The 26,962-nt window shown below is 65.4% G+C and carries 23 protein-coding genes and 2 pseudogenes; 14 read left to right on the top strand and 11 right to left on the bottom strand.

Annotation, left to right across the window (positions count from 1 at the left end; genetic code table 11):
* The first annotated feature begins 3 nt into the window (after positions 1–3).
* Genes ABIA45_RS34210 through ABIA45_RS34200 form a run of 3 tightly spaced genes read left to right on the top strand, consistent with a single transcriptional unit; the run spans position 4 to position 2,845 of the window.
* The gene (locus tag ABIA45_RS34210) at positions 4–954 is read left to right on the top strand and encodes a hemin ABC transporter substrate-binding protein (RefSeq protein ID WP_404654976.1); all 951 of its coding nucleotides are present in this window, start codon (positions 4–6) and stop codon (positions 952–954) included.
* Positions 951–2,036: a FecCD family ABC transporter permease gene (locus ABIA45_RS34205; RefSeq protein WP_404546089.1), complete on the top strand. Its 1,086-nt coding sequence runs from the start codon at positions 951–953 to the stop codon at positions 2,034–2,036. The genes ABIA45_RS34210 and ABIA45_RS34205 overlap by 4 nt, the downstream gene beginning before the upstream one ends.
* A complete protein-coding gene (locus ABIA45_RS34200) occupies positions 2,033–2,845 on the top strand; it encodes a heme ABC transporter ATP-binding protein (RefSeq protein WP_404546087.1) in 813 nt (270 codons plus the stop codon). Before ABIA45_RS34205 ends, ABIA45_RS34200 begins: the two co-directional genes overlap by 4 nt.
* 172 nt (positions 2,846–3,017) lie before the next feature.
* Here ABIA45_RS34200 and ABIA45_RS34195 read toward each other — a convergent pair whose 3' ends face one another.
* Complete coding sequence (locus ABIA45_RS34195; protein ID WP_404546085.1) at positions 3,018–4,694, bottom strand: mucoidy inhibitor MuiA family protein; 1,677 nt, start codon at positions 4,692–4,694, stop codon at positions 3,018–3,020.
* Positions 4,695–4,873: 179 nt separating this feature from the next.
* Positions 4,874–5,482 (bottom strand): response regulator transcription factor, encoded by a 609-nt coding sequence (locus ABIA45_RS34190; protein ID WP_404546084.1) that lies wholly within the window; start codon positions 5,480–5,482, stop codon positions 4,874–4,876.
* 200 nt (positions 5,483–5,682) lie between these two features.
* Between ABIA45_RS34190 and ABIA45_RS34185 the strand changes: the two genes are divergently transcribed.
* Positions 5,683–6,699 carry an AraC family transcriptional regulator gene (locus ABIA45_RS34185; protein WP_404654975.1) on the top strand — a complete coding sequence of 339 codons (1,017 nt, stop codon included), beginning with the start codon at positions 5,683–5,685 and terminating at the stop codon, positions 6,697–6,699.
* 2 nt (positions 6,700–6,701) lie between these two features.
* Here ABIA45_RS34185 and ABIA45_RS34180 read toward each other — a convergent pair whose 3' ends face one another.
* Positions 6,702–7,913 (bottom strand): NnrS family protein, encoded by a 1,212-nt coding sequence (locus ABIA45_RS34180; RefSeq protein WP_404654974.1) that lies wholly within the window; start codon positions 7,911–7,913, stop codon positions 6,702–6,704.
* Between the two features lie 140 nt (positions 7,914–8,053).
* Here ABIA45_RS34180 and ABIA45_RS34175 point away from each other — a divergent pair, with 140 nt between their 5' ends.
* The gene (locus tag ABIA45_RS34175; RefSeq protein ID WP_404654973.1) at positions 8,054–8,764 is read left to right on the top strand and encodes a Crp/Fnr family transcriptional regulator; all 711 of its coding nucleotides are present in this window, start codon (positions 8,054–8,056) and stop codon (positions 8,762–8,764) included.
* Positions 8,765–8,873: 109 nt separating this feature from the next.
* Here ABIA45_RS34175 and ABIA45_RS34170 read toward each other — a convergent pair whose 3' ends face one another.
* Both ABIA45_RS34170 and hemN read right to left on the bottom strand, forming a co-directional pair.
* Positions 8,874–9,071, bottom strand: coding sequence for a DUF1858 domain-containing protein (locus ABIA45_RS34170; RefSeq protein WP_157286877.1), 198 nt, complete (start codon positions 9,069–9,071; stop codon positions 8,874–8,876).
* Positions 9,072–9,249: 178 nt separating this feature from the next.
* The gene (gene hemN / locus ABIA45_RS34165; protein WP_404654972.1) at positions 9,250–10,602 is read right to left on the bottom strand and encodes an oxygen-independent coproporphyrinogen III oxidase; all 1,353 of its coding nucleotides are present in this window, start codon (positions 10,600–10,602) and stop codon (positions 9,250–9,252) included.
* 164 nt (positions 10,603–10,766) lie between these two features.
* Here hemN and ABIA45_RS34160 point away from each other — a divergent pair, with 164 nt between their 5' ends.
* From ABIA45_RS34160 to ABIA45_RS34140, 5 genes are all read left to right on the top strand, one after another.
* Positions 10,767–10,967, top strand: a complete 201-nt coding sequence (locus ABIA45_RS34160) for a hypothetical protein (RefSeq protein ID WP_271543035.1) — start codon at positions 10,767–10,769, stop codon at positions 10,965–10,967.
* Positions 10,968–11,270: 303 nt separating this feature from the next.
* Positions 11,271–12,368 (top strand): copper-containing nitrite reductase, encoded by a 1,098-nt coding sequence (gene nirK / locus ABIA45_RS34155; protein WP_404654971.1) that lies wholly within the window; start codon positions 11,271–11,273, stop codon positions 12,366–12,368.
* A 58-nt stretch (positions 12,369–12,426) separates the two neighbouring features.
* The gene (locus ABIA45_RS34150) at positions 12,427–13,305 is read left to right on the top strand and encodes an SUMF1/EgtB/PvdO family nonheme iron enzyme (protein ID WP_404654970.1); all 879 of its coding nucleotides are present in this window, start codon (positions 12,427–12,429) and stop codon (positions 13,303–13,305) included.
* A 164-nt stretch (positions 13,306–13,469) separates the two neighbouring features.
* Positions 13,470–14,495 carry a Fe(3+) ABC transporter substrate-binding protein gene (locus ABIA45_RS34145; protein ID WP_035998784.1) on the top strand — a complete coding sequence of 342 codons (1,026 nt, stop codon included), beginning with the start codon at positions 13,470–13,472 and terminating at the stop codon, positions 14,493–14,495.
* Positions 14,496–14,562: 67 nt separating this feature from the next.
* Entirely contained in the window at positions 14,563–16,197 is a 1,635-nt protein-coding gene (locus ABIA45_RS34140; RefSeq protein ID WP_404546068.1) for an ABC transporter permease, read from the top strand.
* 81 nt (positions 16,198–16,278) lie between these two features.
* On the opposite strand, the gene ABIA45_RS34135 is transcribed toward ABIA45_RS34140, so the two are convergent.
* Genes ABIA45_RS34135 through ABIA45_RS34125 form a run of 3 tightly spaced genes read right to left on the bottom strand, consistent with a single transcriptional unit; the run spans position 16,279 to position 18,311 of the window.
* Positions 16,279–16,914: a GNAT family N-acetyltransferase gene (locus tag ABIA45_RS34135; RefSeq protein WP_404546066.1), complete on the bottom strand. Its 636-nt coding sequence runs from the start codon at positions 16,912–16,914 to the stop codon at positions 16,279–16,281.
* A 20-nt stretch (positions 16,915–16,934) separates the two neighbouring features.
* Complete coding sequence (locus ABIA45_RS34130) at positions 16,935–17,585, bottom strand: CoA transferase subunit B (protein WP_035998776.1); 651 nt, start codon at positions 17,583–17,585, stop codon at positions 16,935–16,937.
* Between the two features lie 18 nt (positions 17,586–17,603).
* Positions 17,604–18,311, bottom strand: a complete 708-nt coding sequence (locus tag ABIA45_RS34125) for a CoA transferase subunit A (protein ID WP_035998773.1) — start codon at positions 18,309–18,311, stop codon at positions 17,604–17,606.
* A gap of 288 nt (positions 18,312–18,599) precedes the next feature.
* On the opposite strand from ABIA45_RS34125, the gene ABIA45_RS34120 reads away from it, so the two are divergent.
* The 4 genes and pseudogenes from ABIA45_RS34120 (at position 18,600) to ABIA45_RS34105 (ending at position 23,897) form a co-directional block, all read left to right on the top strand.
* Positions 18,600–20,492 (top strand): AsmA family protein, encoded by a 1,893-nt coding sequence (locus tag ABIA45_RS34120; RefSeq protein ID WP_198399966.1) that lies wholly within the window; start codon positions 18,600–18,602, stop codon positions 20,490–20,492.
* Between the two features lie 203 nt (positions 20,493–20,695).
* Positions 20,696–22,081: an ABC transporter substrate-binding protein gene (locus ABIA45_RS34115; RefSeq protein ID WP_404654968.1), complete on the top strand. Its 1,386-nt coding sequence runs from the start codon at positions 20,696–20,698 to the stop codon at positions 22,079–22,081.
* A 93-nt stretch (positions 22,082–22,174) separates the two neighbouring features.
* A pseudogene (locus ABIA45_RS34110) lies at positions 22,175–23,049 on the top strand (carbohydrate ABC transporter permease).
* A complete protein-coding gene (locus tag ABIA45_RS34105) occupies positions 23,046–23,897 on the top strand; it encodes a carbohydrate ABC transporter permease (RefSeq protein WP_036041159.1) in 852 nt (283 codons plus the stop codon). The pseudogene ABIA45_RS34110 and the gene ABIA45_RS34105 overlap by 4 nt, the downstream one beginning before the upstream one ends.
* Before the next feature lie 116 nt (positions 23,898–24,013).
* On the opposite strand, the pseudogene ABIA45_RS34100 reads toward ABIA45_RS34105, so the two are convergent.
* From ABIA45_RS34100 to ABIA45_RS34090, 3 genes and pseudogenes are all read right to left on the bottom strand, one after another.
* Positions 24,014–24,827: pseudogene (locus ABIA45_RS34100) on the bottom strand (ABC transporter permease).
* Positions 24,828–24,831: 4 nt separating this feature from the next.
* Positions 24,832–25,746, bottom strand: coding sequence for an ABC transporter permease (locus tag ABIA45_RS34095; RefSeq protein WP_404654965.1), 915 nt, complete (start codon positions 25,744–25,746; stop codon positions 24,832–24,834).
* Complete coding sequence (locus ABIA45_RS34090) at positions 25,743–26,915, bottom strand: ABC transporter ATP-binding protein (protein ID WP_404654963.1); 1,173 nt, start codon at positions 26,913–26,915, stop codon at positions 25,743–25,745. The genes ABIA45_RS34095 and ABIA45_RS34090 overlap by 4 nt, the downstream gene beginning before the upstream one ends.
* Positions 26,916–26,962 lie beyond the last annotated feature (47 nt).

Genomic DNA, 26,962 nt, shown 5'->3' with positions numbered 1-26,962 from the left:
GCAATGACATGTTGCCGCACCCTCGCCCGTCTCCTGCTCTCCGGCGGACTCGCGTTCGCGTCTGCTGCGCACGCCGCGGGCATCACCGTGCATGACGCGCGCAATCGCGACGTCACTGTTACCGATTTTGCCCGCACGGTGTCGATCGGCGGCGCCATCACCGAGATCCTCTATGCGCTGGGATTGGAAAGCCGGCTGGTCGGCGTCGACACAACGAGCCTCTATCCGGCGGCGGCACTGCAAGACAAGCCGAATGTCGGCTATGTGCGCCAGATCTCGGCCGAAGGCGTGCTCGGTCTCAACCCGACGCTGATCCTGGCGATCCAGGGCTCGGGCCCGCGCGATACCATGGACATCCTGGAGACGGCGAAGGTGCCGCTGGTGCTGGTGCCCGAGACCTTTTCCGAGGAAGGCCTGATCGAGAAGATCAAGCTGGTCGGCCATGCCATGGGCGTCGATGCGCGTGCCGAATGTCTCAGCGCCGCGGTCGGCGCCGATCTTGCACAGCTCCGTGCCCTGCGCGCCAAGGTAACGAAGCCGGTGCGGGTGATGTTCGTGATGTCGCTCCAGAACGGGCGGGCGATGGTGGCGGGCCACAAGACCGCGGCGGATGAAATCATCCAGCTCGCGGGCGCGGCCAACGCGGTCGAGGATTACGACGGCTACAAGGTCATCAGCGACGAGGCGATCGTGGCCGCAAAGCCCGATGTCGTGCTGTCGATCGAGCGCGGCAAGGATTCGCTGCAGGCCGATGCAGTCTACACGCATCCCGCCTTTGCGCTGACGCCGGTCGCGGCCAACAAGAGCTTCATCACCATGGATGGGCTTTATCTGCTTGGCTTCGGGCCGCGCACCGCGGCAGCGGCGCGCGATCTCTCGGTCAAGCTCTATCCGGCCTTGGCCGAGGGCGGCGCGTTCGCGTCAGCGCTGTCGACGGCGAATTGCCGGCAATGAGCGTGGCCGCCGGGATCGAAGCACGACGCCCGCGACACGGCGCGGGGCGGCGGTCCGCATCGTTCGCGATCCCCCTCCTGCTCGTGGTGCTGGTGGTCACCGCGATCGGTGCCCTGACGGTCGGTGCCGCCGGCATCCCGCTCTCCCGGCTGCCAGCCGCGCTGGGCTTGGCCGGCGAAAGCACGACCATGACGGCCCGCGACCAGCTCGTGCTGTGGTCGATCCGCATTCCCCGGATCGCGGCGGCGGCGATGATCGGCGGGCTGCTTGCCGCGGCCGGCGCGATCATGCAGGGGCTGTTTCGCAACCCGCTCGCCGATCCCGCCCTGGTCGGCGTCTCCAGTGGCGGCGCGCTCGCAGCCGCGAGCGCGATCGTCTTCACCGATTCCCGCTTCGGCGAGGCGCTGCGCTTTCTCCAGACCGAGCTGTTGCCGCTCGCCGCCTTCGCAGGTTCGCTGGCGACCACCACAATCCTCTACGGCATCTCCAGCCGCTCGGGACGCACCTCGATCGCGATCTTTCTGCTCGCCGGCGTCGCCATCACCGCGATCGCCAATGCGGGCATCGGCCTCCTGGTATTCATCGCCGACGACCGTCAGCTGCGCGACATCACGTTCTGGATGCTGGGCTCGATGAGCGGCGCGACCTGGACCAAGGCCGCCGTGCTCGCGCCGGTGCTCATTGCCGGACTCGCAGGCTGCGTCTTCATCGCGCGCGGCCTCGACCTGCTGGTGCTCGGCGAGGCCGACGCCTTTCACGGCGGCGTCGACGTCGAGCGCCTGAAGCGGATCTCGATCGTGATGGTCTCGGCCATGACCGGCGTCGCTGTGTCGATCAGCGGCGTGATCGGCTTCGTCGGCATCGTCGTGCCGCATCTGCTCCGTCTCGTGATCGGCCCGGCGCATCGCCTGCTGCTGCCGGCCTCGGTGCTGTCAGGCGCGATCCTGATGGTCGGGGCCGACACGCTGGCGCGCACCATCGTGGCGCCCGCGGAGATGCCGATCGGCATCCTGACGGCGGCCGTCGGCGCACCCGTCTTTCTCTTCATCCTGCTGCGGCAGCGCGGGCTCGCCGCGCTATGACCGCAGTGCTCGAAGCACGACACTTAGGCAAGCGCGCCGGCCGCGCGACATTGCTTGACGGCGTCAGCCTAACGGTTGCGGCCGGCGAGATGATCGCCATCATCGGCCCGAACGGCGCCGGCAAGTCGACGCTGCTGCGGCTGCTCTCCGGCGATCTCCGCCCGAGCGCCGGAGAGGTACGGCTCAAGCAGCGCGACATCGGCAGCTTCGCGCCGCGCGAGCTCGCCGCGCGCCGCGCGATGCTGTCTCAGCACATCAACGTCACCTTCCCCTTCACCGTCGAGGAGATCGTGCTGATGGGCGCGGGCGAGCGCAGCTTGCGCGAGGCCGGCCCGCTCGTCGACGCCGCGCTGGACGAGGTCGGGCTTTCTCATTTCCGCGAACGGCAATTGCCGACGCTGTCAGGCGGCGAGCAGCAGCGCGCCCATTTCGCCCGCGTGCTGGTGCAGCTCGCCTGCGGCGAAGCCAAGCACGGCCCTGGGCTCTTGCTACTGGACGAACCGACCTCGAGCCTCGATCTGCGCCACCAGATCGACCTCGTCGAGGCGGCCCGCCGCCGCGCGGCAGCCGGCACCGCCGTGATCGCGATCCTGCACGATCTCAACCTCGCGATCCGCTTTGCCGACCGGCTGGTCGTGCTGGCCGGCGGCAGGCTCGCTGCAGACGGCCCGCGCGCCGATATCGTCACGCGGGAGAGGATCCGGGACGTCTTCGAGATCGACGCGGACGTGAATCAGGTTGACGGCGTGCCTTATGTGCTGCCGCAGTCGATGCGGGCTGCGGGGCAAGCTGAACTGCCGCCACGGTGAAGGTGCGCTCCCTCGCCCCGTTCTTACGGGGAGAGGGTTGGGGTGAGGGGCCTCTCTCCACACGCGAGATGGTCGAGAGACCTGTACCCCCTCACCCGGATTGCATCTTCGATGCAATCCGACCTCTCCCCGCAAGCGGGGCGAGGTGAAGCTGCGCCACCTGTGCAGGAAATCAGCCCGCCGGCACGATCACCATGCTCCTGTCCTTCGGCCAGCGGACGCGCCAGGCGAAGTTGATGTCGCGGACCTCGCCGGGCTTGGCGTCGAACGACCATTGCAGCACCCCGCGCTTGTCGCGGATGTTGCTTGCGGTGGGCTGGGTGCTCGAGGGCAGCATCTCGACGACGATGTCCTCGTTCTCGCTGACCGGCAGCTGGTCTTCGATGGAGACCTTGATCGGGAAGTCGTGGCCGTTGCGGATCGTGGTCTTGAACGCGCGCTCGTCGGTCTTCGACGTCGTCAGGAGCAAGCCGGCCGAACCTTCGTTGCGCTTGAGCACGGCGCGCTCGATTTTCACCTTGTCGTCGGCGCCGAAGCCGAGCCGCACGATGTCGTCCTTGGCGGACGCGGTGATGTTGCCGCGGCCGACGTAGACGCCGCCGCGGTAGATCGCGACCTTGCCGGGCAGCAGAATGGCGTCGTCCGCCTGCTTGAAGCTGGCTTCGAGAAACGCGGTCGGATCCAGCACCGGCGCGGCGCGCACCGCGAGGTCGGCGGGAACATTGACGGAAGCGATGCGGAGACTCTTGGCGCCTTCGGCCGCGCCGAGGCTGACACGGCCCGGAATTTTGAAGGTGGCCTGGAAGTCGCCCATCTCGGCGACGGCCTGTTGCTCGTCGGTCCGCTCGGTCGTTTCTGCGACCTTGGACATGGGCTCGTACTGCGCCGAACGCTGGCGGACGGTTGGCGCGGGGCGGGCCAGATCCGAAGTCGTGCCGAGCGCCGGCGGCTTCGGCACTTGCGGATACTGCGCTACCAGCGAGTTCAACTCAGGGGCACTGCCGCCGCGGCTGATGCGGACCGTGGAGACGCCGAGCGTCACGTTCGACCAGTCCTCGCCGGTGGCCTGCGTCACCTCGGCGCGACGAACCAGCTCGAGCTGCGGCTTGCGGTCCTTGGCGCCGGTGTCGAGCCGGGCGTCGTAGAGCGGCACCCAGCGCGCGTTGCGCACGGTATAGGTCACGCGCAGCGTCGCCTTGGTCGCGGCGGCCGAGGCGACGTCGATCCGCACTTCCAGCTTGCTCGGCGGCTTGGCCGAGCGCTCGGCTTCCAATTCCGCGATCTGGCGGTCAAGCTCGCGCTGTTTTCGGGTGGCTTCACGAATGGCGGTGTCCGCAGTCGCGACCTCCTCGGCGACAGCCGCAAAGGCCGTGCGCCATTCGGCGATCGGACGTGCCTCGCCCTTCTCGCCGAGGCCGGCCGGCGAAGCTTCAGCAAAACGCTGCGCAAACTTGCGCCGGGCATTGGCGGAATCGATCGCGCCCTGCAGATCGGCCCGTTGATCCCTCAGCGCTTCGATGCGCTTGTCGAGCTCGGGCAGGTTGACCGGCGGCGCGGCCTTCGGCGGGCGTGCATCGATCGTGCCGATGGTGAGCTTGGCGCCCGCCTCGCCTTCGACGCGGAGGGAAGACGGGTCGAGCGAGAGCGGAAAATCCTTGGCCACCAGCGTCGAGTCGCCGGAGGCGAGATCCAGCGAAATGACGCGGGTGACGGTGGCGCCATCGGGATAGACGGTGACCGTATCGATCGTCGAACTGGCGTCCACGTTGGCCGCCCATGACGGCGATGCGAGCGCCGTGGTCACCAAGACCAGCCCCGTAGTTGCCAAATATCTTGCGGTGATGCGCATGAAGTCCCTCCTGCCGGTATCGCCGCGCCGCCAGCCGGACGCGCGCGATGAGATGCCTCGCCATCGTGGTTGGACGCGGCAGGGAAGGAACCGGTTCGATTGAGACTTCCGTGGGGCGCCGCCGCGGCGGCACCATGTGTGTGGAACGCTCGGTGGTCCGGGCGGCTTCAGGCCTGGGCCTAAGAGCCCTGGCCGAAAATGCGCCGGAGCAGATCGGTCACGTTCTTGGCGCCGGCCTTCTTCAGAACGCCGGCGCGGTAACCTTCGACGGTCCGCGCGCTCAGATGCATCCGCCGGGCGATCTCCTTGTTGGTAAGGCCGGCGGCAAGATGCTCGAGCACGTCGGCTTCGCGCGCGGTCAGAGGCTCACAGCCCGGCAGCCAGCGTTGCCGGATCGCCCCGGGTTGCGCGAATTGATCGATGGCGGCATCGATCCGGTTGACGATGTCGTGGGTGCGGAACGGCTTTTCGATGAAGTCGGTCGCGCCGCTCTTGATGGCGTCGACCGCCATGGCGATGCTGCCATTCGCCGACGTCACCAGCACCGGCGCCAGGCAATTCTCCTCGCGAAGCTGCCTGAGCACCTCGAGAGCGGAGCGATCCGGCGGCATCTCCAGCAGCACACAGGCCGGCATCCGCGCCTTGGCTTCCGAGAGCAGAGAGGCACCATCGGCAAAGCAGATCACGTCATAGGCGCTCTGTTCGAGCGCGGCGGAAAGTTGTTCGCGGGAGGCGGCGTCGGTGTCGATGACGAATACCTCGCCCTTGGAAAGCATGTTCCCCGGCATAGTCCCGATCCAGCAATGTCTTGGTCAAATGGCCCGAGACGGCCGGGGCCCCGTCGCGCCCGCCGTCATGCGCACGGCATTCACGCCGGTGCTTCGGTTTCCCTTTATGTATGTTCCATCCGGTTCCTGGATTTGACGGATCGGGACAGAAACTTTACATTTCGGGACATCTGCGGGAATGGCTGACAGGAACGGTTTGCATGACCGACCTCATTCGCAGCGCAGGCTTGAGCTGTTACCCCGAGGTCGCCCGGTCGGCCGGGCTCGACCCCAGCCAGATGATGCGCAAGGTCAGGCTGCCGCTGGCCTGCCTCGACCAGCCGAACACCCCTATCGCCGTCACCGGCATGCGCCGCCTGCTCGAACTATCGGCAAAGGCCTCCGGTGCAGAGGATTTCGGCCTGCGTCTCGCCGAGCGCGGCGGCCTCACCAATTTCGGCGCGGTCGGCCTGATCGTGCGCGAACAGGCGACCGTCGGCGAAGCGATCGAGGCGTTTTCGCGCTTCATCCATATCCATCACGACGGCATGCGGCTCGAGGTCACGCGTGACGAGCGGACCGTGACCATCACGCTGCATTTGCGCGGCCGGCGGCCGCGCGCGCCGCGGCAGTCGATCGACATGGCCCTCGGCAGCGTTCAGCGCATCATCCAGTCGCTGTTCGGAGGCGATTGGCGGCCGCTGGAAGTGCATCTGCACTACCCGCCCCCGCTCGACCGCAAGCGTTACCGCGACTTCTTCGGCTGCCGGGTGATCTTCAATGCGGACGACGATGCGATCCTGTTGTCGGCGCACGACATGCAGCGCCGGATCCCAAGCGCGCATCCCTTGATCGCGAGTTACTTGCGCAAGCGGATCGAGGCAATCGAGAGCAGGCCGGCAAGCTGGGAGGCGAAGGTCGACGAGGTGGTGCGGAGCCTGCTCGCCAGCGGCGATTGCACGGTCGAGCGCGTCGCCGAGCATCTGGCCTGCACCCGCCGCACCATCCACCGCCGCCTCGCCGCATCGGGCACCAGCTTCTCGGCCATCCTGGACGCGCAGCGCGCCGATCTCGTGGTCCAGCTGATCGAGGATCCCGCCCGGCCGCTGGCCGACATCGCGGTGCAGCTCGGCTTCTCCGCACAGAGCGCCATGGCGCGCTGGTTTCGCGGCCGTTTCGGCTGCACCATCACCCAGTGGCGCAAGGGCGCGCGGCCGCCCTCGGCCAGTGCCGCCTGACCTCAGCGCGCCGGAGCGGGCACGCCCATCGTGGCGAGCGCCCGCCGCCCGCTGCCGGCGAGCAGCGGACCGAATGCGACGGCAAATCCGAGGAAGGCGAGAATCCAGCCGCAGGCGGCGATGTGCAGCAGCACGTCGCCACACGCGGGCAACACGACGGCACCGATCCGGGCCAGGGCCGCCATGATGATTGCAGCATAGATTGCCTGGATCGCCGGCGAAGCCGTCAGCGCCTGCCCGGTATGGCCGAGGCTGGCGCGGGTCATCACCGCGAGCGTCATCGTTCCCGCAGCACCCGCCATCCAGGCATGGATGCCGGCGCTCGGCGGCAGCTCGCCGAAGGCGGCCACAGCGTTCAGGATGAAGCCGAGCGGCACGAAGACATAACCGACATGCAGGATCAGCAGCAGCCGCTCCCGCGTAGTGCGGTCGCCGGCCCAGCGTGCAAGCCGAACCAGATGCAGCACGCCCACTGCTGCCATCGCGACGCCGGTGATCATGTTCAGCGGTGCCGCGATCCATGCGATCAGCGCCAGCGCGCTCAAGCCGATCACCGCGCCGTCAAATCGTCCGAACGGCACCGGAAGACGGCCGGGATTGAACTTGACCAGCCAGTTGCGGGTGAAGCTCGGAATGATGCGGCCGCCGATCAAGCCGATCAGCAGGACGACCACGCCGATGCCGACGCGGAAGCTGACGTCGGCTGCGCCTTCGTAATGCGTCTCGACATGGAAGGCGACGTTGCCGGCGAGCAGAACCAGCACCAGCCCCACCACGGGCAGGTTTCGCCAGTTGCCGCCTGCGATGATCTCGCGCGTCGCGGCGGCAACGACCAATGCCAGGAACGCGGCATCGACGACCAGTGCAAACGCCCAACCGGTATTCGCCGACAGCGTCACCGCGACGCGTCCGGCAAGCCAGACCGTCACCAAGCCCGCGAGCGGCGCGCCCTGGATCGGCAGGCGCCCCGTCCAGTTCGGGATGGCGGTGAACAGGAAGCCGGTGATGACGGCCGGCAGGAAGCCATAGAGCATCTCGTGGATGTGCCAGTCGCGCGGCGCGAACGCGGAGCTCACCGACAATTCGCCGTAGAACATCGGCAGCCAGACCAGGATCGACAGCGCCGCCTGGATTGCGGCGAGCAGGAAAAAGGGGCGAAAGCTGTTCGCAAACAGCGGCCAGCCCGCAAAGTTGCGGGATCGGGCGCCAGCCATGGGTCAACTCCAATCAATTCAGACCGTTACTCAGATCGTTATTTGGAAAAATACTGCCGCCGGGCCGCCTCGTTTTGCGCTAACGCAAACTACCTGACGATTGCAGGTGCCATCACACTCCCCAATGCCAGGGAGGCAGAATGGCCAAGGTCGACACATCGCTGGTTGCGCATCTGCCGCTGTTTGCGGGGATGACGCCGGAAGCTCTCGACGAGATCCTGCGTGAGGCCCGCTCGGCGCGCTATCCCAAGAACAGTGCAATCTTCGAGCAGGGCGCGGACGCGCAGTCCTTCTTCCTGCTGCTGCACGGCCATATCCGCGCGGCCAAGACCACGCCCGCCGGCGAGCAGATCGTGGTGCGCTATGTCTCGCCCGGCGAGACGTTCGGTCTCGCGATGGCGATCGGAGCCGCGCGGTATCCGGCGACGGCCATGGCCGTCGACGACAGCGTCGTGCTGATCTGGCCGAATTCGGCCTGGCCGCGGCTGGTCGAGCGATTTCCGGGGCTTGCCGCCAACACGCTCCAGACCGTGGGCACGCGGCTGCAGGAAAGTCACACCCGTATCCTGGAAATGTCGACCCAGCAGGTCGAGCAACGCATCGCGCACGCGCTGCTGCGCCTCGCCAAGCAGTCCGGCAGGAAGCGCGACCACGGCATCGAGATCGACTTCCCGATCAGCCGCCAGGACATCGCGCAGATGACGGGCACCACGCTGCACACCGTCAGCCGCATCCTGAGCGGCTGGGAGAGCCAGGGCCTCGTCGAGAGCGGCCGCCAGCGCATCATCCTGCGCGAGCCGCACAAGATTGTGGTTCTGGCGGAGCGGAGCGCCGACAGCGGCGCGGCATGAAAGCTGAAGCATCTCTCCTCAAGATAGTAGGGTGAGGGGCGCTTGCGCTTACGACGCAAGCGCGCCCTCATCCGGGAATCCGCGCACACCTGCGCGCTTCCTGACCGTTTCACGCCGGCACGCACTCGCTCAATGCGGCGAGGAACTTCTCGCGGTCGATGCCATGCTCGCGGCAGGCGTCATCGACCGTGTGGAAGGTCGCGATCGGACAGCCGACGCAAGCCATCCTGAAGGCGAGAAACACGCGGATCGTGTGCGGCGCCGAATGCATGATGTCATCGACCAGATCGTCGGATCGGAAGGGCATGGACAACTCCATTCCGATCGACGATAGCGGCGCGGGACCGAGTTTCTTTGCTGGAGCGCAAGCTGCCTTGTCATTCCGGGGCGCGCCGCTTGGCGCGAGCCCGGAATCCATTGTGCAACGGATTGCGTGGAAGGATGGATTCCGGGCTCGCGCTTCGCGCGCCCCGGATGATAGGGAGCTACACCGCCCGACTGTGCAACTGCTTGGCCGGATCCAGATGCGCGTCGAACGCGGCGGCGACGCTGCGGACCAGGAAGCGCGAATCTCCGGCGACCGCAAGCCGCTCGCCGTCCAGCCTCACGACGCCGTCGGAGATCAGCGGCTTCAGACGAGAGGCCGATCTCAGCATGGCGCCGGCCTCCGCGCCGTGGCGCGCGCAGATGTCGCCGAGATCGGCACCGAACTCGCACATGATGCGTTCGATAATGTCGGCGCGCAATCGGTCGTCATCGGTGAGGCCGTAGCCCTTCGCGGTGGCGAGGCGGCCGGCAGCAATGCTCTGCGCATAGGCGCCGATCTGGACCTCGTTCTGGACATAGCCCTGCGGCAGGTGCCCGATCGCACTGGCGCCGAAGCCGAGCAGGACTTCGCTCCGATCGGTGGTGTAGCCCTGAAAGTTGCGCCGCAGCGTGCCCTGCTCGAACGCCACGGCCATGGCATCGTCGGGCCGCGCGAAATGATCGAGCCCGATCTGCACGTAACCGGCTTCCTTCAGCGCATTGGCAATGGCGCAGGCCTGGTCGTGGCGCGCAAGGCCGTCGGGCAACACGCCTTCGTTGATCATGCGCTGGTGCTTCTTGAAATCCGGCACGTGAGCATAGCCGAACACCGAGAAGCGGCTGGGCGCGAGCGCGAGACTGCGCCGGACCGTCTCCAGGCACGAAGCCATTGTCTGGTGCGGCAACCCGTAGATCAGGTCGAAGTTGATGCCCTCGATCCCGGCGCCGCGGAGCATGTCGACCACGGACGCCGTCTGCGCGAAGCTTTGCACGCGGTTGATCGCCCGCTGCACCACGGGATCGAAGCTCTGCACGCCGAGGCTCGCGCGGTTGACGCCGGAGAGCCGCATCGCCTCGACCATGTCCGCGGTCAATGTGCGGGGATCGATCTCGACCGCGATTTCGGCCGAAGGCAGCACGAAGAATTCCTGGCGCATCGTCGCCATCAATTCGGCAAAGGCCTCCGGCGCCATGATCGTCGGCGTACCGCCGCCGAAATGGATGTGCTCGACCTTGATGCGGTGGCCGATGGCTGCGGCGGTCAGCGCGATCTCGCTGCGCAGCGTCCGCTGGTAGCCGGCGACGAGATCGTCGCGGCGGACGATCTGGGTATGGCAGCCGCAGTACCAGCACATCTCGCGGCAGAACGGCACGTGCAGATAGAGCGAGGCGCTGGCGGCCACCGGCAGCTCCGCCAGCCAGCGGGCATAGGCGTCCGGACCGATCGCGGGCGTGAAATGCGGTGCGGTCGGATAGCTGGTGTAGCGAGGCAGGCGTTCCTCGCCGTAGATCGCCGCAAGATCAGCTCTCATAAGTTACCCATTCGTAAATCCCCGCCGCGCGCGAGACATCGCGGCAAATCACGGAATGAACTCAAATAACCAGGATCGGCGGACCCGACTTTGCGCTCGCGCAAAGCGGAGGCGCCGGTTCCCGGCCATTGTGAGAAAAATCGCGGCCATCCGGAGCGTTTGCCATGAGGCTTTTCGCACTCGAACTCATTCTCTCCCTGCTCGACGTCCGCGGCCATATCCCGCGTTTCGACGACTTCCGGCCGGTCCCGGCCGCGCCGGCCCCCGTCGGCGTGGTGCGCGCCCTGGCCGCCGCGATCGCCGTCTTCACCGCGCTGTCGCTGGCGGTCTGGGGATTGGTCTGGCTTACCTTGAACCTGCTCTGACCGGCCGCACTTTCGTCAAGGGCTTGCCTTGCGATCTCATCCACGCGCATGAGCGGGGCGATCGAGATCGTCCTCCAACTTGAACATGCAAACAAGTTGCCGCTGAGTTGACGCTCGGCCTCGATCAGCATCACGCCCTGCGAACGCGGTGAGTTGCCATCGCCGATCCCGCTCTTTCGAGAAACCTAGATCCTGTTGCGGAGGTGAATCCCGCGGAAGCTTGTCGCAGCACAAACACGCTTTCCGTAACAGGCGCACACTGCACTCCGTCATCAAAACCATTTCAGATGAAGGATGCTTCCGATGTTCACCCGCAGAGCCGCATTGATCAGCGCCGCCGCGACCGCCCTGATGTTGGCTACCCCGGCTTTCGCCACCGGCGACCTCAAGCTGCCGCGTCAGAAGGTGGAGCTGGTCGCTCCGCCCTTCGTGCACGCGCACGAGCAGGCCACGACACAAGGCCCCAAGATCGTCGAGTTCAGGATGACGGTCGAGGAGAAGAAAGTCGTCGTCGACGACAAGGGTACCACCTTCCAGGCGATGACGTTCAACGGCTCGATGCCGGGCCCGCTCATGGTCGTGCACGAGGGTGACTATGTCGAGCTGACGCTGGTCAATCCCGCGACCAACACCATGCCGCACAACATCGACTTCCATTCCGCGACCGGCGCGCTCGGCGGCGGCGAGCTCACGCTCATCAATCCCGGCGAGCAGGTCGTGCTGCGCTGGAAGGCGACCAAGACCGGCGTGTTCGTGTATCACTGCGCACCGGGCGGCCCGATGACCCCCTGGCACGTCGTCTCGGGCATGAACGGTGCCGTGATGGTGCTGCCGCGCGAGGGGCTGAACGACGGCAAGGGCCGCGCGCTGAAATACGACAAGGTCTACTATATCGGCGAGCAGGACATGTACGTGCCGCGCGACGAGAAGGGCAATTTCAAGTCCTACGAATCGCCGGGCGAAGCCTTCACCGAGACCGAAGAGGTGATGAAGAAGCTGACCCCGACCCATGTCGTGTTCAACGGCAAGGTTGGCGCGCTCACCGGCAAGAACGCGCTCACCGCGAAGGTCGGCGAGAACGTGCTGATCGTGCACTCGCAGGCCAATCGCGACAGCCGTCCGCATCTGATCGGTGGCCACGGCGACTATGTCTGGGAGACCGGCAAGTTCGGCAACGCGCCCGAGGTCGGGCTCGAGACCTGGTTCATCCGCGGCGGCTCGGCGGGAGCTGCGCTGTACAAGTTCCAGCAGCCCGGCATCTACGCCTATGTCACGCATAACCTGATCGAGGCGGCCAATCTCGGCGCCACCGCGCACTTCAAGGTCGAAGGCAAGTGGAACGACGATCTGATGATGCAAGTGAAGGCGCCTGCCGAAATACCTCCTGCCAGCACCAACTAGACGCGATGAAGGGGCCGGTCATCGCCGGCCCCTTTTTTCCTTCTGCGGAGGAATGATTGTGCTGATCGCATTCAAGCTCAAGCTGGCACTTGCCTGCGCGGCCGGGCTTGCGGGGCCACTGGGCGTTGCGCCTCTGGTCTCGGAGCTGACGATGCGCCATGCCGTCGGCGAGCCGGCCTCGGTCGAGGTCGCCCCGGGCAGCTTCGCCTATCGCGAGGCCGGCGATTTCACCCGCGGCGGACAGCAGGCGGAAGCGCCGATGCGCACCATCCGGATGAACCGGCCGCTGCGCATCATGCGGAATCAGGTCGCTTCATCCGACTATCAGCATTGCGTGCAGGATGGCGCCTGCCGCGCACTCGATCGCGACGTCGCAATCGCCCCCGATCGTCCCGCAGTGCAGGTGAGCTGGCACGACGCTGAGGCCTATGCAGGCTGGCTGTCGCGCAAGACCGGCCATCAATACCGCCTGCCGAGCGACGAGGAATGGGCCTTTGCCGCCGGCTCCAGATTCCGGGATGACGGGGTACCGGTTGATGCAAGCGACTCTTCGAAGCGCTGGATCAGCCGCTACGAGCGCGAATCCGAACGCGACCTCTCCGACACCACGGCTCATCGCTTCGGCAAGTTCGGCCCGAACGAGCATGGCGTCGAAGACCTCGCCGGCAATGTCTGGGAGTGGACCGCGACGTGCTTCGTGCGCTCGCGAGTCGATGATTCCGGCAATCCCGGCCGCGCGACCGTGAATTGCGGCGTACGGGTCGCCGAGGGCGCGCACCGCGCCTATGTCACCGACTTCATCCGCGACGCCCGTGCCGGCGGCTGCGCCCAGGGCGTGCCGCCCGCCAATCTCGGCTTCCGCCTGGTGCGCGAGGAGACGTGGTGGCTGGCCAGCGTCTCGCAGCGCTTGAGCAAAGCGTGGCCGGCAGGATCATAGGGCGCCAATCATTTCCCATGACCGTCGCTTCAGTATTAGAATGAGTCTAAAAGATACTTTGGAATTGCTCTAAGCTCATGCCCTCGCGACATCGCGTCGCTAACGTTGTCTCACCGCCTGCGCTACTCAATCGGCGTTCAATCTCGCGCCTGGGAGCAGCCCTTATGATCTATCTTCGCGTCCTCGCCGCGTCTGCGGCGGTGTTGAGCCTAACCACGTCTTTCGTGTCGGAGGCAGCCGCCAATGGCGAGGTCAACGTCTATACCTACCGCGAGACCAAGCTGATCCAGCCGCTGTTCGATGCGTTCACCAAGGACACGGGCATCAAGGTCAACGTCGTCTCCGCAAGCTCCGGTCTGGAGCAGCGCATGAAGGCGGAAGGGGCCAACAGTCCGGCCGACGTGCTGCTGACGGTGGACATCGGCCGCATCGACGAGGCCGTGCAGGCCGGCGTCACCCAGCCGATCAAGTCGGAGGCGGTCGACAAGGTCGTGCCGGCGCAATATCGCGATCCGGACGGACACTGGGCCGGCATCTCCATGCGCGCGCGCGTGATCTATGCCTCGAAGGATCGCGTCAAGCAGGACAAGATCACCTATGAGGAGCTCGCCGATCCCAAGTGGAAGGGCAAGATCTGCATTCGCTCGGGCCAGCACATCTATAACAACGCGCTGTTCGCGGCCTACGCGGCCAAGTACGGCGAGGCCAAGGCCGAGGAATGGCTGCGCGGCCTGAAGGCCAATCTCGCACAGAAGCCGTCGGGCGGCGATCGCGAAGCCGCGCGTGACGTCGCCGCCGGCAAATGCGATATCGGCATCGGCAACACCTATTACTGGGCGCTGATGATGAACAACGATCCCGAGAAGAAGCCGTGGGCGGAGGCGACCCGCGTTATCCTGCCGACCTTCGAGGGTGGCGGCACCCACGTCAACCTCTCCGGCGTGCTGCTCGCCAAGAACGCGCCCAACAAGGCCAACGGTACCAAGCTGATCGAGTGGCTCGTCAGCGAGCAGGCGCAGCAGATGTATGCCGACCAGAACTACGAATATCCGGTTCGGAGCGGTGTCGCCGTCAATGCGACCATCGCCGGCTACGGCAAGCTCGTCCCGGATCCGTTGCCGATCGCAAAGATCGCCGCCAACCGCAAGGCTGCGGCCTCGCTGGTGGATAAGGTCGGCTTTGACAACTGATCTCTGGCGGCCCACGTCTATCGAACTGCTGGAAGCTACGAGCACACGGCCTCGATCGAGGGGCCGTGTGCGCGCCGGTCGCGCCGCAACCGCCATCGCGATCGCAACCGCGATCTTGGTCGCGGCGCCCGTGATCTCGATCGTTGCGCTGGCTCTGCAGCCGGCGTCCGATGTGTGGCACGACCTGATCAACTACGTGTTGCCGGCCGCCCTTCTCGACACTGCCCTTCTGCTCGTCGGGGTCGGCGCGGTCACACTGCTGATCGGCGCCGGCACTGCGTGGGTGATGTCGCGCCACGATTTTGCCGGCCGGGGCATGCTGCTGTGGCTGATGCCGCTGCCGCTGGCGATTCCGACCTATCTTGCGGCGTACGTCTATGCCGATCTGTTCGAACCGCTGGGCCTGGTGCATCGCACCCTGGCGACCTGGCTGCCGCTCGGCGATGCTCTCGGCCTTCTGCCCAACCTCCGCTCGCTGCCGGGCGCCATCTTCGTGATCGGGCTCGTGCTCTATCCTTACGTCTATCTCTCGGCGCGTGCGACGTTCCAGGTTCAGTCAGCCGAATTTGCGGAAGCGGCCACGACGCTGGGCGCCGGCCGATGGACCATCTTGTGGCGCGTTTCACTGCCGATGGCGCGGCCGGCGCTCGCGGTCGGCGTGGCGCTGGTCGCGCTGGAAACGCTCAACGACATCGGAGCCAGCGAATATCTCGGCATCCGCACGCTGACGGTCTCGATCTTCACCACCTGGCTCAACCGCGGCAGCCTCGCCGGTGCAGCGCAGCTCGCATGCCTGATGCTTGCGATCGTCGCCGGCCTGATCGCGATGGAGCGTTACGGCCGTCGCAACGCCAGCATCGAATTCTCGGCCGAAAGCCCGCATGTGAGGCGGCGAACCCCGCTGTCGGGCGCAAGAGCGTCGATCGCGTTCGCGGTCTGCGTGCTGCCGGTGCTGATCGGCTTCGTGGTCCCGCTGTTCTATCTGGCGCATCAGGCTCTCGGCCGCGGCCTGCTTGCAAATTTCGACCCGCTGCTGTGGCGCCACACCTTCCATTCGTTTGCCTTTGCAGGGCTCGCAACGCTCATGGCCTTGATGCTTGCGCTCGCCACCACGATCGCGCATCGCTTACGGCCGGATCCTGTGCGCTATGTCGCGCTGAGCATCGCGCAGGCCGGATACGCGCTGCCGGGCCTCGTCATCGCTCTCGGCCTGCTCACCCCGGTCCTGGCGGTCGACAATGCGCTGAGCGCGGTCGCGACCTGGACCGGACGTTCGCTTCCCGGGCTGGTCCTGGTTGGCTCCGGGATGGCCGTCGTGATCGCCTACACGATTCGTTTTCTGGCTGTGCCGGTCGGCATGATCAAGGCCGGGTTCGACAGCATTCCGAGCGACTATGACGAGAGCGCGCGCGCGGTCGGCGCAGGCCAGGGGGTCATGTTGAGGCAGATCTATCTGCCGTTGCTCCGGCCCGCGATGATTGGCGCCGTTATCATCATGTTCGTCGACTGCCTGAAGGAGCTGCCGGCAACGCTGCTCCTGCGGCCCCTCAACGTCGAAACGCTGTCCACGTCGATCTACCAGTACGCAAGCCGCGGCAATTTCGAGGACGGCGCGCTCGCGGCGCTCCTGATCATCGCCGCGAGCATCGGCCCGGTTGCCTGGCTGACCCGGTTCTCCGAGGTGCCGAGCGGCCCCGCTTGAAGGGGCACATCGTCCGCACATTCATGGCGCTTCGACGAATTGATAGCAAACGCTTGGTTGTCGCCGGCGCCTGCAACCTGCTCAAATCTTCCGCGCGAACATGCGAAAACCGGGCGCGCCGATGATTGCCTCGAAATTCGGATCGCGCTTCTCTTCCGCGAAGACAAAACCCGCCTTCGCGTAGGCGCGCTCGGCCGGCTCGTTGCCGATCAGGAACGATATCGTCGCCCGGGCAAACCCAGCTGCCCGCCCGTTGTCCAGCGCATGCGCGATCAACGCCTGCATCAAGCCGCGACCACGATAGGCAAGGTCGGTCGCGACATGCTCGATCATCCAATCGCCCTCGCCGCCCTGGACCCAGCAAACTCGCGAATAGGCACCGCGCTGGCGGATGGCGTCGAGCTCTGACGCCGTCAGCCCAATTGAGAGACCGACCTCTTCGACCGCGCGCCATGCCGCCGGTCCGGTGCCGGCTGCCGGCACGGCGCAAAGTGCAGCAGCGGGCTTGCCATCAATCTCGGCGACCAGGAACTGCGAAAAATGCCACATCGACACCGCCCGTGCGACGGCGACGCGCGTGACGAAAGCGAGGCACTCCGCTTCCGGCCAGCCGAGCGCCACGTCGAACCAGCCGCGCGGCCGGTGGCCGCGCATCGAATTCAGGATGGTTTGTGCGATGAATTCGGCATCTTCGGGACGCGCGGACCGTATCGTCATGCGCGCCCCTTTAGACGACCTTACGTGTTCTTCAGCGCGACGCGGAATTCGGCTTCGGTCTTGGACTTGATCTCGTCGAGCGTGACGCCGTCGGCGAGCTCGATCAGCGCCATGCCGCCATCGCCGTGCTTGTCGATGGTGAAGACGGCAAGATCAGTGACGACCATGTCGACGACGCGCTCGCCGGTCAGCGGCAGATTGCACCTCTTCAGGAGCTTCGGGCCGTCCTTGGCCGAATGCTCCATCACCACGACGACGCGCTTGACGCCGGCGACGAGATCCATCGCGCCGCCCATGCCCTTGACCATCTTGCCGGGGATCATCCAGTTGGCGAGATCGCCGTTCTGGGCCACCTGCATGGCGCCGAGGATCGAGAGATCCATGTGGCCGCCGCGGATCATGCCGAAGGAATCCGCGCTCGAGAAATACGAGGTCGACGGCAGCTCGCTCACCGTCTGCTTGCCGGCGTTGATGAGATCGGCGTCTTCCTCGCCCTCATAGGGGAACGGCCCCATGCCGAGCATGCCGTTCTCGCTCTGCAAGGAGACGTCCATGCCATCGGGGATGTAGTTCGAGACCAGCGTCGGGATGCCGATGCCGAGATTGACGTAGTAGCCGTCGCGCAATTCCTTCGCGGCGCGCGCGGCCATCTGTTCACGGGTCCAGGCCATGTGAGTCTCCTGTTGCGCTTAAGCGGCGGTACGCGGGCGGGTGTTGCGGAATTCGATGCGCTTCTTGGCCGTGCCGACCTCGACGATGCGCTTCACGAAGATGCCGGGCGTGTGGATGTGGTCGGGATTGAGTTCACCGGCGGGAACCAGATGCTCGACCTCGGCCACCGTGATCTTCGCGGCGGTCGCCATCATCGGGTTAAAGTTGCGCGCGGTCTTGCGGTAGATCAGGTTTCCGGCGGTGTCGCCCTTCCAGGCGTGCACGATGGCGAGGTCGGCGAACAGGCCGCGCTCCATCAGGTACTTCTCGCCGTCGAATTCCTTCACTTCCTTGCCTTCGGCGATCAGCGTGCCGACGCCGGTCTTGGTGTAGAAGGCCGGGATGCCGGCGCCGCCGGCGCGGATGCGCTCGGCCAGCGTGCCCTGCGGATTGAACTCGAGTTCCAGCTCGCCGGCGAGATATTGCTGGGCGAACAGCTTGTTCTCGCCGACATAGGACGAGATCATCTTCTTGATCTGGCGGGTTTCGAGCAGGCGGCTGAGGCCGATGCCGTCGACGCCGGCATTGTTGGAGACCACGGTCAGGCCCTTGACGCCGGAATCCCGGATCGCGTCCGACAGCTCCTCGGCAATGCCGCAGAGGCCGAAGCCGCCCGACATGATCATCATGTTGTCTTTTAGAATGCCTGACAGCGCCGACTTGGCGTCGGGATAGACCTTGTTCATGAAAAAAACCTCGACTGAACCTTCGGCTGGCGGGCGTCGCGCCTCATTGGCGGCGATTATTAGGCGAAATCGTCCGAAGCCGTCAATGATACGGGGTTCTCCGCTCCGCCCCCGGGTGATAGAAGCTGCCCATGCCGTGGGCATAACCGAGCAGCGGCCTTGAAAGCGTCAAGAAAACCCATCAAGTTGCGGTACTTAACACCATAGGATCTGGGCGTTCGGCACACACGTTTCGCGACCCGCCCTTCTGGCTCCAACGACCAACCCGATCAGGACATGCCATTGACCATGGCCCAAGGAATGAAGCGCCTCGGGACGCCGATCGCGGCGCTGCTCGGCGTCGCGCTGATCGCCCTGATCGCGACCTCCTGGCTCATCAACCGCGACGCGCTGCGCAAGGCGGTCGAAGCGCAGATCCGCGACGTCACCGGGCTCGAGCTCAATGTCGCAGGCAGCATCGAGATCTCGGTGCTTCCGGCGAGCTATATCTCCTTCCGCGACGTCGGCCTCAAGGGCGGCGGCACCAGCGCTCCCGCGCTCCAGGTCGACGTGCTCACTGCGAATTTGCGGCTGCTGCCGCTCCTGCTGCAACGCTTCGAGATCGCCGACCTGACGCTGCTGCGGCCGCGCATCCACGTCAGCCTGAAGCCGGATGGCGAGAGCAACTGGACGCCCTTCATCCAGACCATCGCACGGACCATGAAGCCCGGGGCCGAGAACCAGGTCTCGTTCTCCGAAATCCGCATCCAGGACGGCGTGCTCGATTACGAGGACGTTGCCACGCGTGCCACCGAGAAGCTGGACGACATCGACCTGTCGCTGGCCTGGCCTTCGATCTCCCGCTCCTTTGCCGCGACCGGGCAGTTCGACTGGCGCGGCGAGCGCGTCGACGGCTCGATCAGCTTTTCCGATTTCGTCGCCGCCCTCTCCGGCGACCGCTCCGGCCTGAAGGCACGCATCGCCAGCGCGCCGCTCAAGCTCGCCTTCGACGGCAGCGTCGCCAACCGCACCAGCCCGATGATGGAGGGCACGCTCACGGTGGACAGCCCGTCCTTGCGCAATGCGCTGCGCTGGACCGGGCAGCCGCAGCCCGGCAGCGGCGGCTTCGGCCGCTTCGTGCTGAAGGCGCGCGCCAACGTCGTCGGCGCCTCGATCGCGCTCACCAATGTCAATGTCGAGCTCGACGGCAATGCCGCCGAAGGCGTCATGACCTACGCCAATAACGGCCGGCAGACGCTGCAGGCCACGCTCGCCGCCGACGCGCTCGACTTCACACCTTATATCTCGACGTTCCGCCTGCTCGCGAGCGGCGCGCGCGACTGGAACAGGCAGCTGTTCGACCTCCAGGGATTGTCGACCACCGACCTCGACATGCGCCTGTCGGCGGCCAAGCTGACAGTCGGGCCCACCAAGCTCGGCCGCACCGCGATCGGCGCCAATTTGCGCAACGGCACGCTGGCGCTCTCGGTCGGCGAGGCGCAGGTCTATGGCGGTATCGCGAAAGGCTCGTTCGGCATCGCGCGGTCCGATACGGTCGCCGACATCAAGGCGCAATTCCAGTTCACCGACGTGGATCTGCAGGCCTGCGCCACCGAGCTGTTCGGCCTCAACAAGCTGTCCGGCCGCGGCAATATCAACGTCTCGCTCTTCGCCTCGGGCTCGAGCCCGTTCGGCCTCGTGCAGTCGCTCGACGGCAGCGCCACCGTGACCGGGCATAACGGCGCGATCGCGGGCTTCAATGCCGAGCAGTTGCTGAAGCGGCTGGAGCGGCGGCCGCTGTCGGGCGGCGGCAATTTCCGCAACGGCTCGACGCCATACGACAAGCTCACGATCTCGGTGAAATTCTCCGACGGCATCGCAACCGCCGAAGACATCCGCATCGAGGGCCCGGCGGCCAAGATCACGCTGACCGGCACCGCCTCCGTGCCGACCCGCGAATACGACATGAAGGGCGTGGCGAGCCTCAACACGACGTCCGGCTTTCAATTGCCCTTCATGGTGCAGGGCCCCTGGGACGATCCCCTGATCTTCCCCGATCCCGAAAGCCTGATCCGGCAATCGCCTGCGGCGTCTCCGTTCCTCGACCTCCTCAAGCAGCGCATCACCGGCAGCGGAAAGCGCCCGGCGCAGGACGGATCGCCGACAGCCGAGAACGCCAAGGAGAATGCGAAGTCCAACTGAGGATCGCGTTCCTCTGCCGCTGCCCGATGATCGCGAATTGATCGTGGTGAATTGATGCGGCGATTGGATCGATGCGCGCATGATGCATCTCCGCAGTTGAAACGCTACGACCTTGGTCCGACAAGATGCGTTGATTGCGCTACCACCATGCGCTAGTGTTTTATACGACCGGTTAAAACACCGGCCGTTTGAGGGAGAAAAACGTGAAATCCAAGGTTATTGGCGCAGTTTCATTGGCGGTCGCTGCGGTCGGGCTGTTTGCCGCCACTGCGCCCGCATTTGCGCAACAAAAGACGATCACGGTCTGGTGGGTCAAAGGCTTTTACAAGTCCGAGGACGAAGCGCTCGCCGAGACGATCAAGAAGTTTGAAGCCAAGACCGGCATCAAAGTCGAATTGTCGCAGTACGCGATCCAGGACATGATTCCGAAGACCGTCGCAGCGCTCGATGCCGGCACCGTGCCCGACGTCGCCTATTCCGACAGCTACGACGTGCAGGTGCAGGGCAAGTGGGCCTATGAGGGCAAGCTCGAGGACCTCACCGATGTCATGGACCCGATCAAGGGCCGGTTCGTGCAGAACACGCTGGACGCCTCGATCCTCTACAACGACGTCGCCAAGAAGAAGGCCTATTACGGCTTCCCGCTGAAGCAGCAGAGCATGCACGTCCAAATCTGGGGCGACATGCTGGAGAAAGCCAGCTTCAAGCAGAGTGACATCCCGAACGACTGGACCGGCTACTGGAGCTTCTGGTGCGACAAGGTGCAGCCGGCGATCCGTAAGGCCACAGGCCAGCGCATCTATGCCGTCGGCCAGCCGATGGGCGTGGAATCCACCGACTCGTTCCAATCGTTCTACACCTTCATGGACGCCTACCACGTCAAGCTCGTCGACGACGACGGCAAGCTGCTGGTCGACGACCCCAAGGTCCGCGACGGCCTGATCAAGGCGCTGAAGGACTACACCGACACCTACGTCAAGGGCTGCGCCCCGCCCTCCGCGACCACCTGGAAGGACCCGGACAACAACGTCGCCTTCCACAACAAGACCATCGTGATGACCCACAACTTCACGATCTCGATCGCGGCGAAATGGTACGAGGAATCACAGAATCAGAACGTCACGCCGGAACAGCGCGAGGCCGGCAAGAAGGCCTATGAGCAGGACATCGTCACGGCATCTTTCCCCAAGGCTCCCGATGGCTCGACCATCCAGTATCGCTCGGACGTCAAGACGGGTCTGATCTTCACCGCGGCCAAGAACAAGGCCGAGGGCAAGCAGTTCCTCAACTTCCTGCTCCAGGAAGAGAACATCCGTCCCTACATCGAGGGCGCGCTCGGCCGCTGGTTCCCGGTGACGAAGGAAAGCCAGGAAAGCCCGTTCTGGCAGGCTGACAAGCACCGCAAGGCCGTCTACACGCAGTTCAAGGGCGGCACCTCTCAGTTCGACTTCACCAAGAACTGGAAGTTCACCATTCTGAACAACGAGAACGTGTGGGCGAAGGCGATGAACCGCGTCGTCAGCGAAAAGGTTCCGGTCGACAAGGCCGTCGACGAGCTGATCGCCCGCATCAAGCAGGTCGCGGGCTAAGTCGTCCGCCCCTTCTCTCCGCATCACGGCGGAGAGTGCAACAACACACCGGCCGCGTTTCGCGGCCGGCTTCTCTTTGAAGAGTCCGAAAGAATGGCGATCACCCTCTCTGGCGATCAGGCAATACCCGGCCCGCCCCTGTCGTCGCGGCTGACCCCAGCGCAGGTCTGGGGCATCATCCTGCTAACACCCTATCTGCTCGTCTTCCTTGCCTTTGTCGTCTATCCCGTCTGCTACGGGCTCTGGCTGGCACGCGATCCGGCGAACTATGTGGCGCTGTATCACGACCCGATCTTCGCGCGTGCTGCCGTCAACACGCTGATCTTCCTGGTCGTCGGCATCAACATCAAGATGATGATCGCGCTGTTCCTGTCCGGCTTTTTCGCGCAGCAGCGCACCTGGATCAGATGGCTCTCGGTGATCTTCATCCTGCCCTGGGCGGTGCCGTCGATCCCGACCATCCTGTCGGTGCGCTTCATGCTCAATCCCGAATGGGGCATGGTCAACCAATTCATCTTCTCCCTGACCGGCGATGACGGCCCGAACTGGCTGAACGACCCGACCGTCGCGCTGTGCATGGCGATCGCCGTGCACATCTGGAAGTCGCTGCCGTTCTGGACGCTGATCCTGATCACCGGGCGCCTTGCGATCTCGCACGATCTGTTCGAAGCCGCGGAGGTCGACGGCGCCAGCTGGTGGCAGAAATTCCGCTACATCACCTGGCCCTCGATGCAGACGCTCTACGTCACACTTGCACGCTGCTCTCGATGATCTGGACGCTGGGCGATTTCAACAGCGTCTACCTGCTCACCGGCGGCGGACCTGCCGACCTCACGCACGTGCTGGCGACGCTCGGCATCCGCTATCTCCGGCTCGACCAGCTCTCGCTTGCGATGGCATCCATCGTCTGCGCGATGCCGTTCGTGCTGCCGCTCGTTTACTTCATGATGAAACGGTTGTCGCGATGAAGCTCCCCTCTCTCCGTGACGTCGCGACGGAAGCGCGGCTGCTGCTGATCGGCATTCCCGTCTTCCTGTGGACGATGATCCCGATCTACCACATGTTCCTGTTCGCGATCTCTCCGAAGGAGGACGCGTTCTCGGGCAAGCTGTGGCCGGACCATCCGACGCTGCACAACTTCGAGATCGTGTTCAAGCAGCAGCACTATTTCCTGCGCGACTTCTACGCCCAGTTCTGGAATTCGACGCTGATCGCAGTCTCCGTGGGCGTGCTGACGCTGTTCATCGCCACCGCCGCCGCGTTCTCGATCTCGCGGCTGAAGGTGCCGGGCGGACGCGCGGTGCTGAACCTCGCGCTGTTCACCTATTTCATTCCTGCGGCGTTCCTCGCGGTGCCGATGTATCGCACCATGGGCAATTACGGCCTGCTCAACAATCACTGGTCGCTGATCCTGGCCATGGTGACGATCGCGAGCCCCTACGCGATCTGGGTGCTGAAGCAGGCCTCCGACAAGCTGCCGGTGGAGCTGGACGAAGCCGCGGTGATGGACGGCGCCACCACGCTGCAGATCTTCCGCTTGGTCTACTTGCCGCTGATGATGCCCTCGCTGGTCGCGATCGGCACCTATGCGGTGCTGCTGGCCTGGAACGAGTATCTCTACGCGTTCCTGCTGCTGTCGAACGACCGCGACATCACCCTCCCCGTCGCGCTCGGCAACTTCCTCGCCGCCGACGACTCGCCGTGGGAGCTGCTGATGACCACCGGCTTCATCTACGCCCTGCCGCCGGCCGCGGTCTATTACGCCTTCCGCCGCTACATGGTGGGCGGGCTCACGGCGGGTGCGGTGAAGTCGTAAATAGGCTGTCATTCCGGGATGGTCCGAAGGACCAGACCCGGAATCTCGGGCTTCTCAGTTGCGCCATTCCGCACCATGGTTCGATGCTTCGCATCGCCCCGGAATGACGCTCTCCCCTACAGCGGCGCCGCGCTCTCGCCTTGCGAGCTCGACAGCTTCGAAGCGAGCGAGGCGATGACGATGACGACCGCGATCAGCGCGATCACCAGCGTGCAGATCGCGTTGATCTCGGGCTTCACGCCGAGCCGCACCTCCGAATAGATGCGGATCGGCAGCGTCGCCGAGCCGGGGCCGGTGGTGAAGCTCGCGATCACGAGATCGTCGAGCGACAGCGTGAACGCCAGCATCCAGCCCGCGACGATCGCCGGCGCAATCAGCGGCAGCGTCACGGCAACGAACGCACCGACGGGATTGCAGCCGAGATCCATCGCAGCCCTCCTCCAGCGAGCGATCGAGCGAGCCGAGGCGCGACTGCACGACCACCGCGACGAAGCACATGGTCAGCGTGGTGTGGGCGATCGTCACCGTCCAGAAACCGCGCTCGGCGTTCAGCGCGACGAACAGCAAGAGCAGCGACAATCCGGTGATCACCTCCGGCATCACCAGTGGGGCGTAGAGCATGCCGGAGAACAGGGTGCGTCCGCGAAAGCGCTCACCGCGCGACAGCGCCACCGCCGCGAGCGTGCCGAGCAGCGTCGCAATGGTCGCGGAGGAGACCGCAACCCGCAGGCTCATCCAGGCCGCCTCGATCATGGCGCGGTCGTTGAAGAACTCATGATACCAGCGCAGCGACCAGCCGCCCCACACCGTCACCAGGCGCGAGGCGTTGAAGGAGTAGAGGACGAGGATGAGGATCGGCAAATAGAGGAACGCCAGCCCCAGCGCGAGCGAGGCGATGTTGAAGCGGGACAGGCGGGAGACCTTGCGCATCGCGCTATCTTCCCTGTTCCAGCTGCCGCTTCTGCAGCCGCTCGTACGCCAAGAGCGGCACCAGCAGCACGACCAGCAACACGATCGCCGCAGCGGAGGCAACCGGCCAGTCCTTGTTGGTGAAGAATTCGAGCCACAGGGTCTGGCCGATCATCAGCGCGTTGGAGCCGGCCAGGAGATCCGGAATCACGAACTCGCCGACGATCGGGATGAAGCACAAAAGCACGCCGGCGCCGACGCCGGGCAGCGACAGCGGGAAGGTGACGAGCCAGAACACCTGCCAGGGCGGCGCGCCGAGATCGGAGGCCGCCTCCTCCAGCGCCGGCTCCATCTTGGCGAGCGTCGCGTAGAGCGGCAGGATCATGAACGGCAGATAGGAATAGACGATGCCGATATACATCGCGGTGTCGGTGGAGAGCCACACCACGGGCTGGCTGACCAGATGCAGCGCCAGCAGGACCTGGTTCAGCAGGCCGTCGTGCTGGAGGATGTTGATCCAGGCGTAGATGCGGATCAGGAACGAGGTCCAGAACGGCACGATCACCAGCACCATCGCCACGGCCTGCCAGCGCTTGGGCAGCCGCGCCATGCCATAGGCGATGGGATAGCCGATCAGGAGCAGCAGGGCGGTCGCGGTGACCGCGACGGTGAGGCTGCGCACATAGGCGAAGACATAGATGTCGTCGGAGCCGAGCAGCCGGAAATTGTCGATCGACAGCGCGGCAAAGGCGACCTTGAGCGCGTCCCATCCCGCCGTCAGGTCGAACACGGGCTCATAAGGCGGCTGCGCGATCGCGGTCTGCGACACGCTGATCTTGAGCACGAAGCCGAACGGCACCAGGAAGAACAGCATCATCCAGACATAGGGCGCGATGGCCGCGAAGCGCGCCGGCTTTGCGAAGATGCGGCGCGAGCTCATGATTGCAGCACCACGCAATCGTCGGGCGTGAACCAGGCAACGACCTGCTGGTTCAGGCTGTAGGCGTCGAGGTCGAGCCGCGCGCTGTTGGCGACCGACGCCTGCAGCATCCCGCCGGTGTCGAGCTTCACCTTGTAGGTGGTGGTGCCGCCGAGATAGCAGATGTCCACGATCACGCCGTCGAGGGCGTTGATCGCGGTCTCACGACCGGCCTCGCGGACCGGGCCGCGCCGCGACAGCTTGATCTTTTCGGGGCGGATCGCGACCGCCAGTTTTCCGGTGCGAACCGCCTCGCGCGGCTCGGCCACCACCAGCGCCCCCGCATCAGGCGTGCCGATGATCAGACGATGACCGTCGCGCAATTTGGACTCGCCGTCGAACAGATTGATGTCGCCGACGAACTCGGCGATCCAGCGCGAGCGCGGCGCCTCGTAGAGCTCGCGGGGGCTCGCGACCTGGACGAGCTTGCCTGATTTCATCACGCCGATCCGGCTCGCCATCGTCATCGCCTCCTCCTGGTCGTGGGTGACGATGATGAAGGTCATGCCGAGCCGCCGCTGCAGCTCCATCAGCTCGGCTTGCGTGTTTTCGCGCAGCTTCTTGTCGAGCGCTGCGAGCGGCTCGTCGAGCAGCAGGAGCTGCGGGCGGCGCGCCAATGCGCGGGCGAGCGCTACGCGCTGGCGCTGACCGCCGGACAGTTGGTCCGGCTTGCGCTTTTCCAATCCTTCGAGCTTGACCAGCGCCACCATCTCCGCCACGCGCGTTGCGATGTCGGCCCGCGGCATGCCGGCGCGCTTCAGGCCGAAGGCGATGTTGTCGCGCACCGACAGATGCGGGAACAGCGCATAGTTCTGGAACATCATGTTGATCGGGCGCTCATGCGGCAGCGCCTGGGCGATATCCTTGCCGCCGAGCAGGATACGCCCCTCGTCCGGCGCCTCGAAGCCCGCGAGCATGCGCAAGAGCGTGGTCTTGCCGCAGCCGCTCGGGCCGAGCAGCGCGAAGAACTCGCCGGCCTTGATATCGAGCGACACGCCGTCGACGGCGCGGAACGTGCCAAAGGTCTTGGCGACGCCCTCGATGCGCAGCAGCGGCTGGCCACCCGCCGGACATGCATCCCCGCCAGATGTTTCAGCCGCAACGTTCGTTCCGGGCAATTCTTCCGCCATCGTCCCTGCCAACCCCGATTCCGCCGCACGCTAGCGGCCGATCGTGT

The organism is Bradyrhizobium sp. USDA 336 (assembly GCF_044908355.1).
Lineage (GTDB): Bacteria > Pseudomonadota > Alphaproteobacteria > Rhizobiales > Xanthobacteraceae > Bradyrhizobium > Bradyrhizobium yuanmingense.
Note: the sequence above shows the minus strand (reverse complement) of the source record. Positions and strands in the feature narration are given on the sequence as shown.

What these genes read in the sequence shown, in the direction of transcription:
- ABIA45_RS34185 (WP_404654975.1), top strand. Translation starts at nt 5,683, where the DNA reads ATGACCGACCTCATTCGCAGCGCAGGCTTGAGCTGTTACCCCGAGGTC.
- ABIA45_RS34130 (WP_035998776.1), bottom strand. Translation starts at nt 17,585, where the DNA reads ATGGCCTGGACCCGTGAACAGATGGCCGCGCGCGCCGCGAAGGAATTG.
- ABIA45_RS34145 (WP_035998784.1), top strand. Translation starts at nt 13,470, where the DNA reads ATGATCTATCTTCGCGTCCTCGCCGCGTCTGCGGCGGTGTTGAGCCTA.
- ABIA45_RS34210 (WP_404654976.1), top strand. Translation starts at nt 4, where the DNA reads ATGACATGTTGCCGCACCCTCGCCCGTCTCCTGCTCTCCGGCGGACTC.
- ABIA45_RS34195 (WP_404546085.1), bottom strand. Translation starts at nt 4,694, where the DNA reads ATGCGCATCACCGCAAGATATTTGGCAACTACGGGGCTGGTCTTGGTG.
- ABIA45_RS34135 (WP_404546066.1), bottom strand. Translation starts at nt 16,914, where the DNA reads ATGACGATACGGTCCGCGCGTCCCGAAGATGCCGAATTCATCGCACAA.
- nirK (WP_404654971.1), top strand. Translation starts at nt 11,271, where the DNA reads ATGTTCACCCGCAGAGCCGCATTGATCAGCGCCGCCGCGACCGCCCTG.
- ABIA45_RS34105 (WP_036041159.1), top strand. Translation starts at nt 23,046, where the DNA reads ATGAAGCTCCCCTCTCTCCGTGACGTCGCGACGGAAGCGCGGCTGCTG.
- ABIA45_RS34175 (WP_404654973.1), top strand. Translation starts at nt 8,054, where the DNA reads ATGGCCAAGGTCGACACATCGCTGGTTGCGCATCTGCCGCTGTTTGCG.
- ABIA45_RS34160 (WP_271543035.1), top strand. Translation starts at nt 10,767, where the DNA reads ATGAGGCTTTTCGCACTCGAACTCATTCTCTCCCTGCTCGACGTCCGC.
- ABIA45_RS34095 (WP_404654965.1), bottom strand. Translation starts at nt 25,746, where the DNA reads ATGAGCTCGCGCCGCATCTTCGCAAAGCCGGCGCGCTTCGCGGCCATC.
- ABIA45_RS34120 (WP_198399966.1), top strand. Translation starts at nt 18,600, where the DNA reads ATGGCCCAAGGAATGAAGCGCCTCGGGACGCCGATCGCGGCGCTGCTC.
- ABIA45_RS34205 (WP_404546089.1), top strand. Translation starts at nt 951, where the DNA reads ATGAGCGTGGCCGCCGGGATCGAAGCACGACGCCCGCGACACGGCGCG.
- ABIA45_RS34190 (WP_404546084.1), bottom strand. Translation starts at nt 5,482, where the DNA reads ATGCCGGGGAACATGCTTTCCAAGGGCGAGGTATTCGTCATCGACACC.
- hemN (WP_404654972.1), bottom strand. Translation starts at nt 10,602, where the DNA reads ATGAGAGCTGATCTTGCGGCGATCTACGGCGAGGAACGCCTGCCTCGC.
- ABIA45_RS34170 (WP_157286877.1), bottom strand. Translation starts at nt 9,071, where the DNA reads ATGCCCTTCCGATCCGACGATCTGGTCGATGACATCATGCATTCGGCG.
- ABIA45_RS34125 (WP_035998773.1), bottom strand. Translation starts at nt 18,311, where the DNA reads ATGAACAAGGTCTATCCCGACGCCAAGTCGGCGCTGTCAGGCATTCTA.
- ABIA45_RS34200 (WP_404546087.1), top strand. Translation starts at nt 2,033, where the DNA reads ATGACCGCAGTGCTCGAAGCACGACACTTAGGCAAGCGCGCCGGCCGC.
- ABIA45_RS34090 (WP_404654963.1), bottom strand. Translation starts at nt 26,915, where the DNA reads ATGGCGGAAGAATTGCCCGGAACGAACGTTGCGGCTGAAACATCTGGC.
- ABIA45_RS34180 (WP_404654974.1), bottom strand. Translation starts at nt 7,913, where the DNA reads ATGGCTGGCGCCCGATCCCGCAACTTTGCGGGCTGGCCGCTGTTTGCG.